Source organism: Edwardsiella piscicida, from assembly GCF_001896205.1.
Lineage (GTDB): Bacteria > Pseudomonadota > Gammaproteobacteria > Enterobacterales > Enterobacteriaceae > Edwardsiella > Edwardsiella piscicida.
In genome coordinates this window covers 1,357,817-1,376,051 of the sequence record NZ_MPNU01000001.1, presented here as the reverse complement: position 1 = coordinate 1,376,051, position 18,235 = coordinate 1,357,817, and the positions used below count along the sequence as shown (strand labels likewise).

The following is an 18,235-nucleotide window of genomic DNA, read 5'->3' as shown; positions in this document are numbered from 1 at the left end:
CAAATTATAATAAGTTGGAATATACCTGTAAAAATAACGATAGCATGATGTTTGGATTCAATTTTGTCCTATTATTTATAAATACTGTTTCTTCTAAACAATTTTCTTCTTGTAGAGATCCTGGTCGCATGTGATTCTGAGCGAAATGACCTCAAGGCAAGAATCATACTCATCAAATTTCTCTTTTGCTAGTCTCTCAAACAATGAGTTTTGGTAATCATTTCCATTAAAAACAACGAGTCAATCTAATAAGATTGACTAAATGATGAATCAATTATAAAATTCGACAGAGGTTATAAAATGTGGAAGCATACATGTACAATGATATGGTAATGATCATCTGGGCAGGCGGCATTGTTGTTGCAGCGGTTATAATGATGAATTTATCGTTTTTTTCGTTTATGGATAAAATGGATAAACGACCGTTGAATCACCTCGATGGATTGAGGGCTATTTTAGCTATAATGGTAGTATTTCATCACTTCTTTTTTAATTATTTTTACTCAAAAACAGGAGTGTGGGTAATTAATGGGAACTATTTTTTTTCATTTATAGGAAAATTTGCTGTTGGCATTTTTTTCATTCTGTCAGGATACCTTTTCTCAAACATCTCTATAAATCGAATTTCTTGGTGGTTCTCATTTTACAAGAAACGTTTTTTAAGAATAGTTCCAGTAACCATACTATCATCATTGGGATGTATTTTAATATCATACATATATGGGACCCAAAGCAATGAACATTTGCTAAATATAATACCATGGTTTGATGGTGGAGTATTCAATGAAAGAAATCCTTTATTTGGCATGTCCAATAGTAATATTATTAATGCTGGAGTAACATGGTCATTAGCATGGGAGTGGCGCTTATATTTCACACTGCCATTAATTTCATTACTAATCCCATTAAACAAAAGAGCAATTATAGGAATAAGTTCTGCCATACTAGCTTTTATATTTTTCATATATACTAAAATAGCCCATCCAGAGCTAAACTCGGGGGGATATCTTGCCATTTTTTTCTTTTCAGTTGGTTTTTTCTGCAAGCATTTTCATATGCAATTATTAAACAGGCTAAAGTCTAATATTGCAATCCAAAGCATAGTTATTATTTTATTGTTTATAATCCCTTTTACTGGTAAATTATCCACTGCAATCTCTCCACTTTTTGCAGCTTTATTATTTATAATGACTTGTCATGGGGCTACATTTTTTGGAGTATTAAATATAAAAGGACTTAAGAGGTTGGGTGTAACAAGCTACAGCTTGTACTTAATTCATGGTATTTTTTGGTACATCGGATTTAAAACTATCCTATCGGGAGAAAATATAATGCTCTTATCACCATTCGTATTTATTGCGATAATACTAACTTCTATTTTTATATCATACACCATAGAATATCCAATATATAATCTATCAAAAAGAGCAAAATCAAGAAAAACAAATTAATATAAAATATAGCATAGTGGATTTTAAATCGCTCACTATCAATGATAGAATAGAAGTTTCGACGTATATTTCACTAAAGTGAGATAGTTTTACCTGATATGAAACATCATCATCACATTGCGAATAATGGATAGACTCAACAAAGAAGACGATAGCTAGCATATAATTGGAGAGTTTTAGCAGAAAGATGGAAGGGCCTGATGCCATCATTTTATGACAAAAAAGATTGGCCCTTTATTAAAAATGATGACATAGATTTAAGCTAATTTTTTCCAAAATTTTTAAACCTAACCCCATCATGGATACAGTGGTATGGCAAACTCATCATTATAATTAAATATAACTATCCACATCATTCCTCAACTGGCAAAGCACTTTCTGAGGATGCTCTCCATCTTCAGTGAGTGAAAAATGAGTTCTATATAGATAGTATAATAAAAATAGCCTGTTAGATTTATATAACTTCACAGGTTATCCTACCCCTGCAAAATTTGATAGGCTATGGAACTCGATTGGCCATATATAGGACCTGTTATGTAAATTATTCCTAGCAAGAGTCAACTCATTTATCTGTATGTCCACTATCGGTGAGCGGCCTTAACGTTCCTAGGGTTGTACATCTAAAGTTCACAAAACAGGCAGTTCTTTAGCATAAACATTGACCGTGAAGAGAAGCATTGCATCATCGAACGCTATATTAGTTTTCTAAACTCAATGAAGTTATGATTTATGCACTCAATATGTATTTCCTATCCGCATGTACAATGCATCACAGATATGCATCAAGCAATGTACAACAGATAGCAAAGACTGGCATAATAAATTATCACAATAAATCAACCATATACAATATAAGGCGCATACGAAGGTGACAGTGAAAAACAGAAGCATACAAAATACATTCCTCTTTCACGACTATGAAACCTTCGGTCAGCATCCGGCGCGGGATCGTCCCGCACAGTTCGCCGGCGTGCGCACCGACGCCGACTTCAACATCATCGAAGAGCCCCAGGTGTTTTACTGCCGTCCGGCCGATGATTACCTGCCCCAGCCCGACGCGGTGATGATCACCGGGATCACCCCGCAGACGGCGCTGGCGCAGGGGGTTTGTGAGGCCGAATTCGCCGAGCGTATCCACCAGATGTTCAGCGTGCCGGGCACCTGCGTCGTAGGCTATAACAACATCCGCTTCGACGATGAGGTGAGCCGCAACCTGTTCTATCGCAACTTCTTTGACCCCTACGCCTACAGCTGGCAAAACGGCAACTCGCGCTGGGATCTGCTGGATGTGGTGCGCACCTGCTACGCCCTGCGCCCCGAGGGGATCGTCTGGCCAGAAAACGAACAGGGGCTGCCCAGCTTCAAGCTGGAGCACCTGTCCCAGGCCAACGGCATTGAGCACAGCAACGCCCACGACGCCATGGCCGATGTCTACGCCACCATCGCGCTGGCCAAGCGAGTCAAACAGGCCCAGCCGCGGCTATTCGACTATCTGTTCCAGCTGCGCAACAAAAACCGGGTAGCGCAGCTTATCGACATCGCTGCGATGACTCCCCTGGTGCATGTCTCCGGCATGTTCGGCGCCCTGCGCGGCAACACCAGCCTGATCGCACCGCTGGCCTGGCATCCCGAGAACAAAAACGCGGTGATCGTCTGCGATCTGGACAGCGATATCACCCCGCTGCTGACCCTGGACGCCACCGCCCTGCGCGAACGGCTCTACACGCCGCGCAGCGACCTGGGCGACGCCGCACCGGTGCCCATCAAGCTGGTCCACATCAATAAATGTCCGGTGCTGGCGACGGAGAAAACCCTGCTCGCGGACAACGCCGCCCGCCTGGGGCTCGATCGCCAGCGCTGCCGGGATAATTTAGCCCTGCTACAGCAGCACAGCGAGATCCGTGACAAGGTGGTATCCCTGTTTGCCGATGCGCCGCCCTTCCCACCGTCGGACGACGTGGACAGCCAGCTGTACGACGGCTTCTTCAGCGACGCCGATCGCCAGGCGATGCAAATTATTCGCGCCACCCAGCCGCAGAACCTGCCGGCGCTGGATCTGCGCTTCAGCGATCCGCGCATCACGCCGCTGCTGTTTCGCTACCGCGCCCGTAACTACCCGACAACGCTGGATGAGAACGAGAGGCGCCGCTGGCAGCAGCATCGCCAAGCCATGCTGACGCCGCAGCGCGTACAGGATTATCTACAGACGCTGGAAATGCTGTACAACCGCTATGAGGATCAGCCGCAGAAGCTGACGCTGCTGCGGGCGCTGTTTGATTATGCCCGTGAATTAGTAGGATAATAATCTGCGCCGAAAGGATGCGGCCGTCGTCACCTGCATGGCGTTTACTGTGGCATCCTGCGCACTCTTTCCACTCTGCCCATGGCGGAGTGGCCGATAACCCGGCTCCGCGACGGAGCAGACAATCAAGGCTGAACTATGTGGCTGCGCAATGGACCGCTGCTGGCGGTGCTGTCGTTTATTCTGTGGGGGATCACGCCGCTATACTACAAGCTGCTGAACGATGCCAACGCCTTCGAACTGCTGGCCCAGCGTCTGTTCTGGTCTGTTCCCCTGCTGCTGGCGCTGCGTCTGCTGTTCAAGCAGCGCACCTCCTGGCGCGCTGCCTGGCAGGATAAACGCTCGCTGTACTGCTGCCTGCTGGGCGGCGCCATCATGAGCGTCTCCTGGACCACCTTCATCTATGCCCTGACTCACCACCTGGTGCTGGACGCCAGCCTGGGTTACTTCACCAATCCGCTGTTCGCCATCGCGCTGGGCGTCATCTTTCTGCACGACCGGCTAACGCGCTTTCAGCGCATTGCGGTGCTGCTGGCCATCATCGGCCTGACCTACCAGATAATCCTGCTGGGGCGGGTGCCAGTGCTGGCGCTGGTCATGGGCATCACCTTTGCCTTCTACGGCCTGGTGCGTAAGTATATCCGCTACGACATTATGACCTCCCTGACGCTGGAGACCGTCTGGATGCTGCCGCTGGCGCTGGGGATCACCCTCTGGCTGCAGATCAACGGCGGCAGCGATCTGGGCGGCCTTAGCCTGTCGGAGTATTCGCTGTATATTCTGACGGCGCCGGTGACCTATGCGCCGCTGCTGCTGTTTGCCGCCGCCATCAAGCGCACCTCCCTGACGGTGGTGGGGCTGGCGCAGTATGTCGAACCCTCTCTGCAGTTTCTGCTGGCGGTGCTGGCCTTCGGCGAACCGATCAACCTGCCCAAGATGATCAGCTTCTCACTAATCTGGCTGGGGCTAGCGCTGTGTATCTATGAGCTGTTTCGTCGCCCGCGTCGGCACAGCGCGCTAACGCGGGACGGCGCGGCGACGGAGACCGGAGCGCCCCCCCTGCGCAGCGCAGAGAAACCCTAACCCGTTCGCGCCCTCCTTCGCGCCGGGCAACCCGGCGCGATCCTCGTCTACGACGGCGTCAATACCCCATCGAATTGGCATGGCTGCCATAGAGCGAATTCATGATGTGATCAGTAGCACATTTTACCGATTAATTGTATGATGATTGTGTTTTCGTTTTTGGGTACACTATGATGTCAAATCCACTTTCTCTTTGCTGGCAATACGCACGCGCCTTCGTGCTGATTTACCTGTGTCTGTTTGCCGGTAATGCGCTCGCCACCCTGTTACCAATCAAGATCCCGGGCAGCATCATCGGTATGCTGATCCTGTTTGCCCTGCTGGCTTCGCAGATTATGCCGGCCACCTGGGTCAAGCCGGGATGCAGCCTGTTTATTCGCTATATGGCGCTGCTGTTCGTGCCGATCGGCGTGGGCGTCATGCAGTATTACGACGTGCTGTGCCGCCAGTTTGGCCCCATCGTGGTCTCCTGCGTGGTCAGCACCCTGATCATTATGGTGGTGGTAGCCTACTGCTCACACCTGGTGCATCGCGAACGGCCCGACGACGGCGAGCAGCCCCTGAGCCATCCACAGGAGAGTAAACAATGATGACCGTCATGCTGAATATCTGGTGGTCACTGCCGCTGACGCTGGTGGTCTTCTTTGGCGCCCGGCGTCTCGCCCAACGCCTGAATATGCCGCTGCTCAACCCGCTGCTGGTCTCCATGGCGGTGATCATTCCGCTGCTGCTGCTGCTGCATATTCCCTACAAAAACTACTTTGCCGGCAGCTCGGCGCTCAACAGCCTGCTGCAGCCGGCGGTGGTGGCGCTGGCCTTCCCGCTGTATGAGCAGCTGCACCAGATCCGCGCCCGCTGGAAGTCCATCATCACCATCTGCTTTATCGGCAGCGCTACCGCGATGATCACCGGTACCGCCATCGCCCTGTGGCTCGGTGCGACGCCGGAGATCGCCGCCTCGGTGATGCCGAAATCGGTCACCACGCCGATCGCGATGGCCGTCGCCCAGTCTATCCACGGGATCCCGGCCATCAGCGCCGTCTGCGTGATCTTTGTCGGGATCTTAGGCGCCGTATTTGGTCACACCCTGCTGAACGCCATGAATATCCGCACCAAGGCGTCGCGAGGGCTGGCCATGGGGACGGCATCCCACGCCTTAGGGACCGCCCGCTGCGCAGAGGTCGACTACCAGGAGGGCGCCTTTAGCTCTCTGGCGCTGGTTATCTGCGGGATCATTACCTCTCTGCTGGCGCCGTTTCTGTTCCCGATACTGCTGCATATCTTCTGATAACATTGTCACAGCGGAGAGCGCCGATCGGCGCTCTCCGCCTTCGCCAACCGTTTTTACGTTAAAAAAGTTGAAATAAATCTCTAATTCGAGACCAAAATTACAGTTATTGCATCAAAAAAGTGATTATTATCACAAATGTCACCTATTCGCTTCCTTACAATAGCCTCCCGTAACTCATAAGAGGCTTTCCCATGCACGCACGCTTTGCCGCTGCATTCAGCCAGCTGCCTGCCGAACTCCAGGCGGCGCTTACGCCAGTGATGGCGTCTGACACCTTCAACGCCGTGATCACCGCAGCCCAGGTGGATGCTATTGGTCATGCCTGTCACCTGGATCGCCAGGCCCTGAGTTTTGCCCTGCTGCCGCTGGCCGCCGCCTGCGCCCTGACGCCGATCTCGCATTTTCAGGTCGGCGCGATCGTCCACGGCGCCAGCGGTAACCTCTACTTCGGCGCCAATATGGAGTTTTCCGGCGCACCGCTGCAGCAGACCATCCATGCGGAGCAGTGCGCGATCACCCACGCCTGGCTACGGGGCGAAACGGCGCTGGCGTCGATCACCGTTAACTGCACGCCCTGCGGTCACTGCCGCCAGTTTATGAATGAACTGAACAGCGGTACCGCGCTGCCGATCCATCTGCCGGGCCGCCGCGCCGCCACGCTGGGCGACTACCTGCCCGATGCCTTTGGCCCGCGCGATCTGCAGATAAAAACCCTGCTGCTGGACGCGACCCATCACGGACTGGCGCTAGACAATGCCGCCGGCGATCCCCTGCTGCAGGCCGCCCTGGACGCCGCCAACGCCAGCCATGCGCCGTACAGCCAGGCCTACAGCGGCGTGGCAGTCGAAACCGACCGCGCCGTCTATGCCGGCCGCTATGCGGAAAATGCCGCCTTTAATCCCAGCCTGCCGCCGCTGCAGGCCGCCCTGATCCTGCTGAACATGTCCGGCGACAGCGTCGACGCTATCCGCCGGGCCGCGCTGGTGGAGTCCCGTCAGGCGCCCCTGTCGCAGTATGCGGCGACGCGCGCCACCCTGCAGGCGCTGGGCTGCGACGATCTGCAGCACCATCCGCTGTAACCCTGGCGCCAGGGCTCCCCTGGGAGCCTTGGCGTGTGACCGCCACGCGTTCCCTCTCCGCCGTCACTTTCGCGCGCCAAAATCATTGTTACGAAACATATATTAAATGAATAGTTTTGATAACAAACATTGAACAATGGCGCTCTCTCTTTTAGGATCTTCAGCGTGTTATTTCATCCCGTTAACATAAGAGCGTACTTATGGATCTGGAACACGAAAGTAAACGTCCGCTGTATATTCCCTATGCCGGCCCCATCCTGCTTGAATTCCCGCTGTTGAATAAAGGCAGCGCCTTCAGCGAAGAAGAGCGCAATAACTTTAACCTGAGCGGCCTGTTGCCTGAGGCCATCGAAACCATCGAAGAGCAGGTTGAGCGCGCCTATCGCCAGTTTTGCGATTTTCAGAACGCCACCGCGCAGCATATCTACCTGCGCAATATTCAGGACACCAACGAGACCCTGTTCTACCGCCTGCTGCGCGGCCACCTTAGCGAGATGATGCCCATCATCTATACCCCGACGGTCGGTGAGGCCTGTGAGCACTTTTCCGATATCTACCGACGCGCCCGCGGGCTGTTTATCGCCTATCCCAACCGCGATCGCATCGATGACATGCTGCAAAACGCCACCAAGCAGAACGTAAAGGTGATCGTGGTCACCGATGGCGAGCGCATCCTCGGCCTGGGCGATCAGGGCATCGGCGGCATGGGGATCCCTATCGGTAAACTGTCGCTGTACACCGCCTGCGGCGGCATCAGCCCGGCCTATACTCTGCCCGTGGTGCTGGACGTCGGCACCAATAACCCACAGCGCCTCAACGATCCGCTGTATATGGGCTGGCGCCACCCGCGCATCACCGGCGATGAATATAACGCGTTCGTCGAGGCGTTCATTCAGGCGGTCAAGCGCCGCTGGCCGGATGTTCTGCTGCAGTTTGAGGACTTCGCTCAGAAAAACGCCATGCCGCTGCTGAGCCGCTATCGCGATCAGCTCTGCTGCTTTAACGACGACATTCAGGGCACCGCGGCCGTCACCCTAGGCAGCCTGATCGCCGCCAGTCGCGCCGCCGGCAGTCGTCTGCGCGATCAGACCATTACCTTCCTCGGCGCCGGATCTGCCGGATGCGGCATCGCGGAACAGATCATCGCCCAGATGATCGCCGAGGGGCTGAGCGACGAAGAGGCGCGGGCGCGCATCTTCATGGTCGATCGCTTCGGACTGCTAACCGATCGCCTGCCCAACCTGCTCGACTTCCAGAGCCGCCTGGTACAAAAACAGCAGGCGCTGGCCGGATGGCAGACGGAGAGCGAGGGGATCTCCCTGCTCGACGTGGTACGCAACGCCCACCCCACGGTGCTGATCGGCGTATCGGGTCAGCCGGGGCTGTTCAGCGAGGCGATCGTGCGCGAAATGCACAGCCACTGCCCCCGCCCCATCATCATGCCGCTCTCCAACCCCACCTCCCGGGTAGAGGCCCGTCCAGAGGATATCATCAACTGGACCGATGGCGCGGCGCTGGTCGCCAGCGGCAGCCCCTTCGACCCGGTGCTCTATCAGGGAGAGCGCTACCCGATAGCCCAGTGTAACAACGCCTATATCTTCCCCGGCATCGGCCTGGGCGTCCTGGCCAGCGGTGCGCGGCGGGTGACCGACGGCATGCTGATGGCCGCCAGCCGCGCGCTGGCCGACAGCTCGCCGCTGGCGCGCGACGGCCACGGCCCCCTGCTACCGGATCTGAAGGATATCCAGCAGGTTTCACGCGACATCGCCTTTCAGGTCGCCAAGGCGGCCCAGCGCCAGGGCGTCGCAGTGCTGACCTCAGACGAGGCGCTGCTGCAGGCCATTGACCATAACTTCTGGCTGCCGATATACCGTAGCTATAAGCGAACCTCGTTCTAACGGCCCCCCTGCGGTGTCCCGTCACGGGCCACCGCCCACCTCGCCCTCGCGCCCTTGCGGCCCGGAGCACTTTCCTGCGCAAATAACCGCCATCCGCCCTGCGCGCGCGCCTTATGGCTTGCGCCGCGTCGGCGGGTAAAGTAGCCTCGGGAGAGAGCGAATAACTGGAAGTACGCCATGTGGTGGAAGCGACTCATATATGGCCTGATCGGCGTTGGCATCCTCTCGGGGCTGGCGGCGCTGGCGCTTGACCGCTGGATAAGCTGGGTCACGGCCCCCTATATCTACGAAGACGTGCAGGACCTGCCGCGCCGTGAGGTCGGCGTGGTGCTGGGAACCGCTAAATATGTGGCTCCCGGGGTTATCAACCAGTATTACCGCTACCGTATCCAGGGCGCGCTGAATGCCTATAACAGCAATAAGGTCAGCTACCTGCTGCTGAGCGGCGACAATGCCCTGCAAAGCTACAATGAGCCGGTGACCATGCGCCGGGATCTGATCGCCGCGGGAGTACCGAACGGCGATATCGTGCTGGACTATGCCGGCTTCCGCACGCTGGATTCCATCGTGCGCGCCCGTCGGGTCTTCGATACCGATGACTTTACTATCATCACCCAGCGCTTCCACTGCGAGCGGGCGCTGTTTATCGCAATGCATCTGGGAATTCAGGCCCAGTGCCTGGCGGTGCCCTCGCCCAAAGATATGCTGCTGGTGCGCCTACGCGAAATTGGCGCCCGCCTCGGCGCGCTGACCGATCTCTACCTACTGCAGCGCCAGCCGCGCTTTCTTGGCCCGCCGATCCCGATTCCAGCGGTACATAAGGTCGCCGCCGACGCCCAGAGCTACCCGGCGGTGCTGCCTGAACAGCTGCAGGCGCTGGAGCAGCAGCCCCATCACCAGACGACCCCCTAGCCGGCGCAGATCGCGCGCTACAGCGCCTGCGCCAGCGGGCGCGGCTCGCCCAGCAAAAAGCCTTGCAGATACTGCACCCCCAGACTGCACAGAATCTCCATCTGCTCACGCGATTCAACATACTCGGCAACCACCTGCAGCTGCCGCTCACGGGCGATATCGCAGATAGACTTGATGATCAGACGGTCTAGCGAGCTGCTGACGATATCTTTGACAAACATACCGTCGATCTTCACCACGTCCGCGTTAAGGTACTTCAGGCGCTGATAGTTGGAGAGCCCGGTGCCGAAATCGTCGATGGCGATCTTAAAGCAGTAGTCGCGCAGGGCGCGCACCGTCTCCAGCGCGGCGTTTTCATCCAGTAAATACTGTTGTTCGGTGATCTCAAAGATCACCGCCTGCGGCCGCACCTGATAACGCTCAAACAGGGCGATGATCTGCGCGGCCACGCCGTTTTGCATCAGCGTCAGCGGCATCAGGTTTACCGAAAAACAGGTGCTGGAGCTGTCCAGCCCGGCGCGGTGAATATGGCGCACCACGTTTTCGATGATCAGCAGATCAAACTGCGCGCACAGGTTGAACGCGGTGATAAAAGGAATGAATTTCCCCGGCAGCACCAGCTGCTCACCGTCCTGCAGCCGGGCCAGGATCTCATAATAACGCTGCCCCTCGCGGTGGACGATGGGCTGGGCATACAGCAGCAGCGCATTCTCCTGCAGCGCGCGGGTGATCTTCTGCAGCCAGAAGACCTGTTCGTTCACCGCGGCGTTGGCGTCGGCCTCATTGCCGTACAGCGGGAGGATCACATTGTCCCGACAGGCCCGCTCCGCCAGGTAGCTCAGTTGCCCCACCACGGCGTGGATCGACTGACGATGGGCATCGAACGGAGAGTACGCCACGCCATACTGCAGCGTCACCGGATGCTGCTGCCACACCAGCGCCTGCGCTATCAGCGTCGCGCGAATGGCGTTAATGCGCGGCAGATCGGCGTCGGCCTGCAGGTAGATCAACAGCTCCGCCCCCGGCATCTGGTACACCCGCTCCCCGGGCCGCAGCAGGGGTGCCAGATGCGCCGCCAGCTGGCTTTTGGTCGCCGCTCGCATCGTCATGCCGTGGCACCGGCTCAGAATATCCAGGTTACTCAAGCGCAGAATGCACAGGGTGCCGCAAGGGCGACGCGCCAGATAATCATTCAGGGCGCGGAAGTTAGGGAGATCGACCAGCCCGTCGCGCCGTCGCAGACGCAGACGTAGACGCAGACGCAGGTACAGGCGGCGCATCCTGTCGTTGCGCGTAATCACCTGTGCCATATAAACCAAGGCGATGCTAAAGGCGATCAGCGCGGATGACAGGAAGGCCAGCTGATAATGGCGGTTGCCCAGCTGGATAAAATTAGCGCTGCAGGCCAGGAGTCCCAGCACCGTCAGCGCCCACAGCAGCAGCACCGCTCGGTAGCGGAAATGGAACGACGCAAAGACAAACAGCACGAACAGCAGCGGCGTCAGATAGCCCAGATTGACGTGGGACGCCGGCGGGAAACAGAGCGCCCCCATCGCCGCGACATAGATCGGTAAAAACAGGCCGCGAATGTCGCGCCGCAGCGCGCGCCGGCAGTCGAGGAGAAAGGCCCGCAGACTGCCGGGGTTGAGCAGCATACGCAGCAGGTAATACAGCGCCGGCGTCAGCGCTACGCAGCTCAGGATCATGCCCTCCAGCGCCAGCAGAGCAAAGGGGAGATCCCGCGGCGGCGCGGCGGCGGTACCTATCGACAGCGGCGTCATCAGCGTACCGCCCAGCAGCATCATCAGCCAGCTGCCGATGGGATAAAACAGGCCGAACCCCAGCAGGCGGATCGCCAGCCGCGTCCCCCCGCCCCGATTAAGATCGCAGCGCCCGCGCTTTCCCAGCAGACGCTGGCTGAGGTGGGCGATCGGCGACAGCGGCAGCAGCAGCGCACAGCCCAGCGCGAGGGCCCCGGCGAAAGAGAGCGAGGGCAATAGCAGCGCGAACAGCAGCAGCGCCAGCGACAGGGAGGGCAACGCCCGCGGGCCAAACAGCATGACCAGCGCGGCGGCGAGCGCCATCGGCAACGGCAGCAGAAATAGCGCCTGGCCATTGACGACGGCGTGGGGGGAGAAAAACCAGGTCAGCGGCAGCAGCAGTACGCTGAGCGAGGCAGGCAGCGCATATTGACCTAAGCAACGGGTGACTCTTTGCATCACGTTGACCGATACCCTAAAAAAACGATCCAATGGACAAGGTGCCATCCGCAGCAGAGGGCAGACCGGCCTCACGCGCGCCCACGGCCAGCGGCGCGGAGTATGACGGCGTGAATCGGAAACCATTCCGATCGGGACGACTCCCCGCGTAGGGTGTCGCTCACAATCGGTGATTATCCAACAGGTGATAACCTAACACCTTCCGTCGTTTTAACGCTGCAGCATCACCGATGCGGCGGATCATAAAACCTATCCCGCGGCACAATGCGAATAAACGCGGGCACCGCGCTTTCTAGGTTAAATATTTTATATTTAAATAATATCGCGTCATCACGGTGATGCAAAAAACGCAGTGCGTTAAATTTATTTATAAAAATCAAATTATTATAATAAGATCTTGATCACGGAAATAAAATAAACCTCAGAAAAAATCACGCTAGGACTGAGGTAAATAGCGCTGAATACAAACATAAAAAGAATAAAAACCGCAGGATAAATCCTGCAGTAAAGATAAAAATAGAAGCCTGTTATTTTTAATGGCTGTACGAGAGGAGGTCAAGCGCAATAGCGAAATTGACAATTACGACTTGTAGAATATGCTGGGGCGACGTCGGGGGCCCCCGCGTCCTCAGACGCGCAGAGACAGTCCGGTCAGACGGCGCCACAGCCACTCTACGGGCCCCTGACGGAAGACGCGCAGCCAGAGCGTCGCAAACAGCAGACAGCCCCCCCACACCGGCGGCACCCACAGCAGCAGCGCCGCGCGCCCGGCGTGATTGAACAGCCCCCATCGATAAAACAGCGTAGTGCAGATCAGCGTCTGCAGCAGATAGTTGCTCAGGGCCATACGCCCAACCCGCTGCAGCGCGGCGGTCAGCCGCCAGCGCGACAGGCGCGGCCAAGCGGCGTAGATCAGCGCCACATAGCCCAGCATCATCAGCGGCGCCGCCAGCTCACCGGGCAGCTGTAGCAGGTAGCCGCACCAGCGAAAGTCCCAGCGCAGATACCACTGCAGACCACTGCCCAGCGCCTGAAGCGCCAGCCCGCTCAGCAGCAGCCCGGCCCCGCAGCGCCGGTAGTGGGCAGAGGAAAAGCGGCCGCGCAGCCAACCGCAGCGCATCAGTCCCGCGCCCAGCAGCATCACGCCGCACAGCTGCCAGCCATACTGCACCGCCAGCGCCAGCAGATTGCTTATCAACAGCTCGCTGCGGTTACGCCAGGCCTCGACGCCCCCGCGCAGCTTCCAGTAGGTCTCATACTGGATCTCGGCATAGCCGACCTGCCAAAAGCCGTGTGGCTCCGCGCGGCTCATCGCGGCCAGCAGCAGCAGCATCCCCAGCCCGACGGCATACAGCGTCGCCCCGCGGTACAGCAGAGCGCGGGCCGAATCGGCGTCGCGGATCGTCCGCCAGCACATCAGGCCGATCAGGCCATAGGCCAGGAGAATGTCGCCATCCCACAGCAGCAGGGTATGCAGCAGCCCAAACAGCATCAGCCATCCCAAACGCGCCTGGATCCAGCGCCCGCCGCGCGGCAGCTGTAGCTGCAGGCCAGCGCCGAACAGCAGCGCGAACAGGGCCAGAAACTTGCCCTGCACCGTCAGGCTGAGCAGCAGCCATACCCCCTGATCCCAGGCGGAGGGGATCCCCTGATAGGCGGGGTTCAGGTACGCCGCCTTTGGCAGGGCAAAGCCGACGATATTCATCAGCAGGATCCCCAGCAGCGCGAGGCCGCGCAGGGCATCCAGCGCCGCGATCCGGGGCGCTCGTCCCCGCTGCGCCGCCGCAGGCATCTCGGCCATGGTGATCCTCTCCGTGGTTTACAGACGAGAACGCCGGCATCGCGCCGGCGTTCTCATGTTTCCTGAGCCCGCGCTAGACGTGGTGGCGCACCGCGCGCAGAAACTCCTGCCGGGTATTTTGACTGGTTTTAAACAGCCCGCCAAGCGAGGTGGTGGTGGTCGCGCTGGTCGCATCGCGTACGCCGCGGGCCTTGACGCAGTAGTGCACCGCATCGATGGAGACGGCGACGTTCTTGGTCCCCAACAGCGTCTGCAGCGCCACCAGAATTTGCTGGGTCAAACGCTCCTGCACCTGCGGACGCTGGGCGAAAAAGCGGACAATCCGGTTGATCTTGGACAGCCCAATTACCCCCTCTTTCGGGATATAGGCGACCGTCGCCTTACCGTCGATGGTGACGAAATGGTGTTCGCAGGTGCTGGTCAGCGTAATATCGCGCACCGTCACCATCTCATCGACATGCATTTTATTTTCAATAATGGTGATTTTAGGGAAGTTAGCGTAATCCAGTCCGGAAAAAATTTCGTCCACGTACATTTTGGCGATCCGCGACGGCGTCTCCGCCAGGCTGTCATCCGACAGATCCAGATTCAACAGTCTCATGACTTCGGTCATGTGCGCCTCAATCTGTGCCTTACGCGTATCGCGCGCCAGCGGCTCACCGCGCAGCGGGGTTTCCAGCCCACGCGCCAGCAGCGCCTCGTGCACCAGTGCAGCTTCTTTACTTAGCGATGACATCACTTATCTCCCGATACTTCTTATCTCTGCGCCGGAACATCGGCCCCGCGCCAGCCTCCCCACACCGATGATGCCATTCTGGCTCTGCACCGATATTGCGCCGCGTCGTTACGGAACACGGCCTAACATGATACAGATCACGGCAATGCGTTGTCTCCCACTGTAGTGAAGTCCGGCGCCTTAATCCAGCGCAATCCCCTCTGCCGACGGCCAAGCGCGCGATCCGTGTATTCCAGCGCGACGCCGGCGCGCTGGCTCACCCGCGCCGGGCGCCGCTGTCGCCCGTGATCGCGCGCGGTAAATTCGTTATTGCCTATCGCAGAAATCCGCGCCGCTGCGCAAAGCGCCCTCCCCCGCGCCGCACGGCCGGGTCAGATTCTCCCCAGGGCGATAATCTGCCATAATGGGCCCACCGTTTACTTATCATCCCGCCGCCGGCGGGTGATCACGTCGGAGATTACGATGGATTGTTGTACCCCCCCGGATCTGCTTTCCCTGCAACAGGCGCTGGATCGACTGCTGAACGACGCTCAGCCGATCGCCGATGACGAAGAGGTCTCCCTGGCCGACGCCGCCGGGCGCATCAGCGCACAGCCCATTGTCTCACCGCTGGATGTACCGCCCTTTGCCAACTCCGCGATGGACGGCTATGCCGTACGGCTGGCCGATCTGGGCAGCGCTCAGCCGCTGCCCATCGCCGGTAAGGCGTTTGCCGGCGCACCGTTTCAAGGCGACTGGCCGGCGCACAGCGCCATACGCATCATGACCGGTGCCGCCGTGCCGGCGGGAGCCGAGGCGGTGATCATGCAGGAGCAGGCCCAGCTGGGGGAGCAGGGCGTCAGCTTTAGCCATCCCGCGCAGCCGGGGCAAAATATTCGCCTGGTGGGCGAAGATATCCGCCGCGGCGCCGTGGTGCTGGACGCCGGCGTACGCCTGGGCTGCGCCGAGCTGCCGCTGCTGGCCTCGCTGGGGATCGCCCACGTCCGAGTCCTACGCCGCCTGCGCGTCGCGCTGTTTTCCACCGGCGATGAGCTGCAGCCGGTCGGCAGCGCGCTGGCGGCGGGGCAAATCTACGATACCAACCGCTTTGCCGTTACCCTGATGCTCAAACAGATGGGCTGTGACATCCTCGATCTGGGCATCGTCCGCGACGATCCGCAGGCGCTGCGCGACGCCTTCCGCCGCGCCGATGCGCAGGCCGATCTGGTGATCAGCAGCGGCGGCGTCTCCGTTGGCGAGGCCGACTTCACTAAACAGATCCTCGATGAGGTCGGTACCATCAGCTTTTGGAAGCTGGCGATGAAGCCGGGAAAACCCTTTGCCTTTGGCCGCCTGCGCCACGCGCTGTTCTGCGGTCTGCCGGGCAACCCGGTCTCCGCCGCCGTCACGTTCTATCAGCTGGTGCAGCCGCTGCTGGCGCGTCTCTCCGGCCATAGCCACTGGCAGGCGCCGCCGCGTCTGAAGGCCCGCACCCTGAGCCCGCTGAAAAAGGCGCCGGGGCGTCTCGACTTTCAGCGCGGCATCGTCAGCAGCAATGCCCAGGGAGAGCTGGAGGTGCGCAGTACCGGTCATCAGGGGTCCCACGTTTTCAGCTCCTTCGCCGCGGCCAATGCCTTTATCGTGCTGGAGCGTGAGCGCGGCGCCGTCGCCGCCGGCGAGACGGTGGATGTCGAGCTGTTCAACCCGCTGCTGAGGAGCTGAGATGGGCGATCCTGTACCGCTGCCTCCGCTGAGCGATGCGGAAACCCTGCGCTATAACCGCCAAATCGTACTGCGCGGCTTTGACTTTGACGGCCAGGAGCGCCTCAAGGCCAGCCGAGTGCTGATCGTCGGCCTCGGCGGGCTGGGCTGCGCCGCCGCTCAGTACCTGGCGGCGGCCGGCGTCGGCCACCTGACGCTGCTCGACTTCGATACCGTCTCGCTGTCTAACCTGCAGCGGCAAATCCTGCATACGGACGCGCGCATCGGGATGGATAAAGTGGCCTCGGCCCGGCAAGCGCTGGCCGATATCAACCCCCACATTCAGCTGACCGCCGTCGCCCATCGCCTGGATGATACCGCGCTGGCGCAGCAGATAGCGCAGGTCGACGCCGTGCTGGACTGCACCGATAACGTCGAAACCCGCGAGTGCCTCAACCGCCTGTGCCGCGGCGCGGCGACTCCGCTGATCTCCGGCGCGGCCATCCGTATGGAGGGGCAGGTCTGCGTCTTCACCTACCAGCCGGGCGAGCCCTGCTATCGCTGTCTGAGCCGCCTGTTCGGCGCTAACGCCCTCACCTGCGTTGAGGCGGGCGTCATGTCGCCGCTGGTCGGGATCATCGGCGCGACCCAGGCCATGGAATGCATCAAGCTGCTGTGTCGCTTTGGGGAGATCCCGCGCGGGCGCCTGATGCTGTACGACGCCATGGCCTCACAGTGGCGCAGCATGGCGCTGACCGCCAGCCCGGCGTGCGAGATCTGCGGGAGCCAGAGCGCCGGCTGACGCCGTGGGCGTAACACTTTTCTCCCGCCGGTGTTACGCTCTTTCTATTCACTTACGTTTGCCGCCGGGTCAACCCTGGAGTCCCCATGAATCATTGCTCCGCCCTGCTATGCGTCGGCATCCTGCTACTGCCGCCGCAGATCTTGGCCGCGACGCCAGACCCGCGAGCAGAGGCACGGGTCCGCTCCAATAACATTATCCTGCTAGAGGGCGATCTGCTCGGCACCGTGCGCGACGTGCAGCAGGAGGTCATCCAGTCCGAGGGGGGTCTGGAGCGCGATCTGCGGATTACCTTCGACGAGCACGGGCAAATCAGCGCCGCCTGGCAAGGCTATGGCCCCAATCCGCTGTGGCAAAGCCAGCTGGATCGCGATGGCTGGGGCGGCTGGATCAGCCGCAGCGTGGTTGCTCTGCAGATGGGGAAAACGCAGTCCCTCAGCCAGCAGGTCTGCGTCTATAAGCGCGATGCCGCCGGGCGGATCACCAAAGCGACCCAGGTAGAAGCGGGTAACGGCACCCTGGGCATCACCCGCCAATACTATGTTTATACCCCGGATGGCCGGGTGCGCTTCTACCTTTCCCTGGGGCAGTCGCCGGGCTACGGGCTCTACTTCTACCGCCCTGACGGCCGACTGCGTCTGGTTATCCGCCACAACGGCCTCTCAAGCTCGCGCTTTACCGCCGATGGCCGCGATCTGGGCGGGCTGACGCAAACCCCCTTCATCACCTACCTGATGACCTGCCAGCGCTGGGACAGCGCCGGGAACTGCCGCCTGATAGCCAAACAGGAGCAGGTGCACGCCGTGGTCCAGGGCGAGGAGAGAACGCTGAGCACCCGCTATCTGCTGCGCCAGACTCTCCGCTACCGCGCGCCCTGAGCCTGCCGCGGCGCGGTGCCAAAGCCTATGCGCCCGCCGAGCTGACGCACGACGGCGCCTCAATAGGCGTCGGGCACGGCGTTAACCGGGGACGAGAGGCTCA

At 58.5% G+C, this 18,235-nt stretch carries 14 protein-coding genes; 11 read left to right on the top strand and 3 right to left on the bottom strand.

Annotated features, from left to right (window positions below):
- Positions 1-302: 302 nt before the first annotated feature.
- The 8 genes from BRD58_RS06240 to sanA all read left to right on the top strand — a co-directional run bounded on the left by BRD58_RS06240 (position 303) and on the right by sanA (position 10,016).
- Positions 303-1,451, top strand: coding sequence for an acyltransferase family protein (locus BRD58_RS06240; RefSeq protein WP_225857619.1), 1,149 nt, complete (start codon positions 303-305; stop codon positions 1,449-1,451).
- Between the two features lie 874 nt (positions 1,452-2,325).
- Complete coding sequence (gene sbcB / locus BRD58_RS06235) at positions 2,326-3,753, top strand: exodeoxyribonuclease I (protein WP_069578381.1); 1,428 nt, start codon at positions 2,326-2,328, stop codon at positions 3,751-3,753.
- A gap of 138 nt (positions 3,754-3,891) precedes the next feature.
- On the top strand, positions 3,892-4,836 hold the full coding sequence (rarD, locus tag BRD58_RS06230; protein WP_012848028.1) for an EamA family transporter RarD: 945 nt from the start codon (positions 3,892-3,894) through the stop codon (positions 4,834-4,836).
- 173 nt (positions 4,837-5,009) lie between these two features.
- On the top strand, positions 5,010-5,426 hold the full coding sequence (locus tag BRD58_RS06225) for a CidA/LrgA family protein (protein WP_034165001.1): 417 nt from the start codon (positions 5,010-5,012) through the stop codon (positions 5,424-5,426).
- 8 nt (positions 5,427-5,434) lie between these two features.
- Positions 5,435-6,124, top strand: a complete 690-nt coding sequence (locus BRD58_RS06220; RefSeq protein ID WP_015461209.1) for a CidB/LrgB family autolysis modulator — start codon at positions 5,435-5,437, stop codon at positions 6,122-6,124.
- Between the two features lie 194 nt (positions 6,125-6,318).
- The gene (gene cdd, locus BRD58_RS06215; protein ID WP_012848025.1) at positions 6,319-7,206 is read left to right on the top strand and encodes a cytidine deaminase; all 888 of its coding nucleotides are present in this window, start codon (positions 6,319-6,321) and stop codon (positions 7,204-7,206) included.
- 200 nt (positions 7,207-7,406) lie between these two features.
- Entirely contained in the window at positions 7,407-9,104 is a 1,698-nt protein-coding gene (locus tag BRD58_RS06210; RefSeq protein ID WP_012848024.1) for an NAD-dependent malic enzyme, read from the top strand.
- A 177-nt stretch (positions 9,105-9,281) separates the two neighbouring features.
- Positions 9,282-10,016 (top strand): outer membrane permeability protein SanA, encoded by a 735-nt coding sequence (gene sanA / locus BRD58_RS06205; protein WP_012848023.1) that lies wholly within the window; start codon positions 9,282-9,284, stop codon positions 10,014-10,016.
- A 17-nt stretch (positions 10,017-10,033) separates the two neighbouring features.
- On the opposite strand, the gene BRD58_RS06200 is transcribed toward sanA, so the two are convergent.
- From BRD58_RS06200 to folE, 3 genes are all read right to left on the bottom strand, one after another.
- Complete coding sequence (locus tag BRD58_RS06200) at positions 10,034-12,235, bottom strand: sensor domain-containing phosphodiesterase (protein ID WP_073381978.1); 2,202 nt, start codon at positions 12,233-12,235, stop codon at positions 10,034-10,036.
- Between the two features lie 628 nt (positions 12,236-12,863).
- The gene (yeiB, locus tag BRD58_RS06195) at positions 12,864-14,036 is read right to left on the bottom strand and encodes a DUF418 domain-containing protein YeiB (protein ID WP_015461206.1); all 1,173 of its coding nucleotides are present in this window, start codon (positions 14,034-14,036) and stop codon (positions 12,864-12,866) included.
- 73 nt (positions 14,037-14,109) lie between these two features.
- Complete coding sequence (gene folE, locus BRD58_RS06190) at positions 14,110-14,772, bottom strand: GTP cyclohydrolase I FolE (RefSeq protein WP_012848018.1); 663 nt, start codon at positions 14,770-14,772, stop codon at positions 14,110-14,112.
- Between the two features lie 462 nt (positions 14,773-15,234).
- Between folE and moeA the strand changes: the two genes are divergently transcribed.
- The 3 genes from moeA (at position 15,235) to BRD58_RS18210 (ending at position 18,132) form a co-directional block, all read left to right on the top strand.
- Complete coding sequence (gene moeA / locus BRD58_RS06185; RefSeq protein WP_069578379.1) at positions 15,235-16,473, top strand: molybdopterin molybdotransferase MoeA; 1,239 nt, start codon at positions 15,235-15,237, stop codon at positions 16,471-16,473.
- Position 16,474: 1 nt separating this feature from the next.
- Entirely contained in the window at positions 16,475-17,254 is a 780-nt protein-coding gene (gene moeB, locus BRD58_RS06180) for a molybdopterin-synthase adenylyltransferase MoeB (RefSeq protein ID WP_015461204.1), read from the top strand.
- Positions 17,255-17,340: 86 nt separating this feature from the next.
- Entirely contained in the window at positions 17,341-18,132 is a 792-nt protein-coding gene (locus BRD58_RS18210; protein WP_225857615.1) for a hypothetical protein, read from the top strand.
- Positions 18,133-18,235 lie beyond the last annotated feature (103 nt).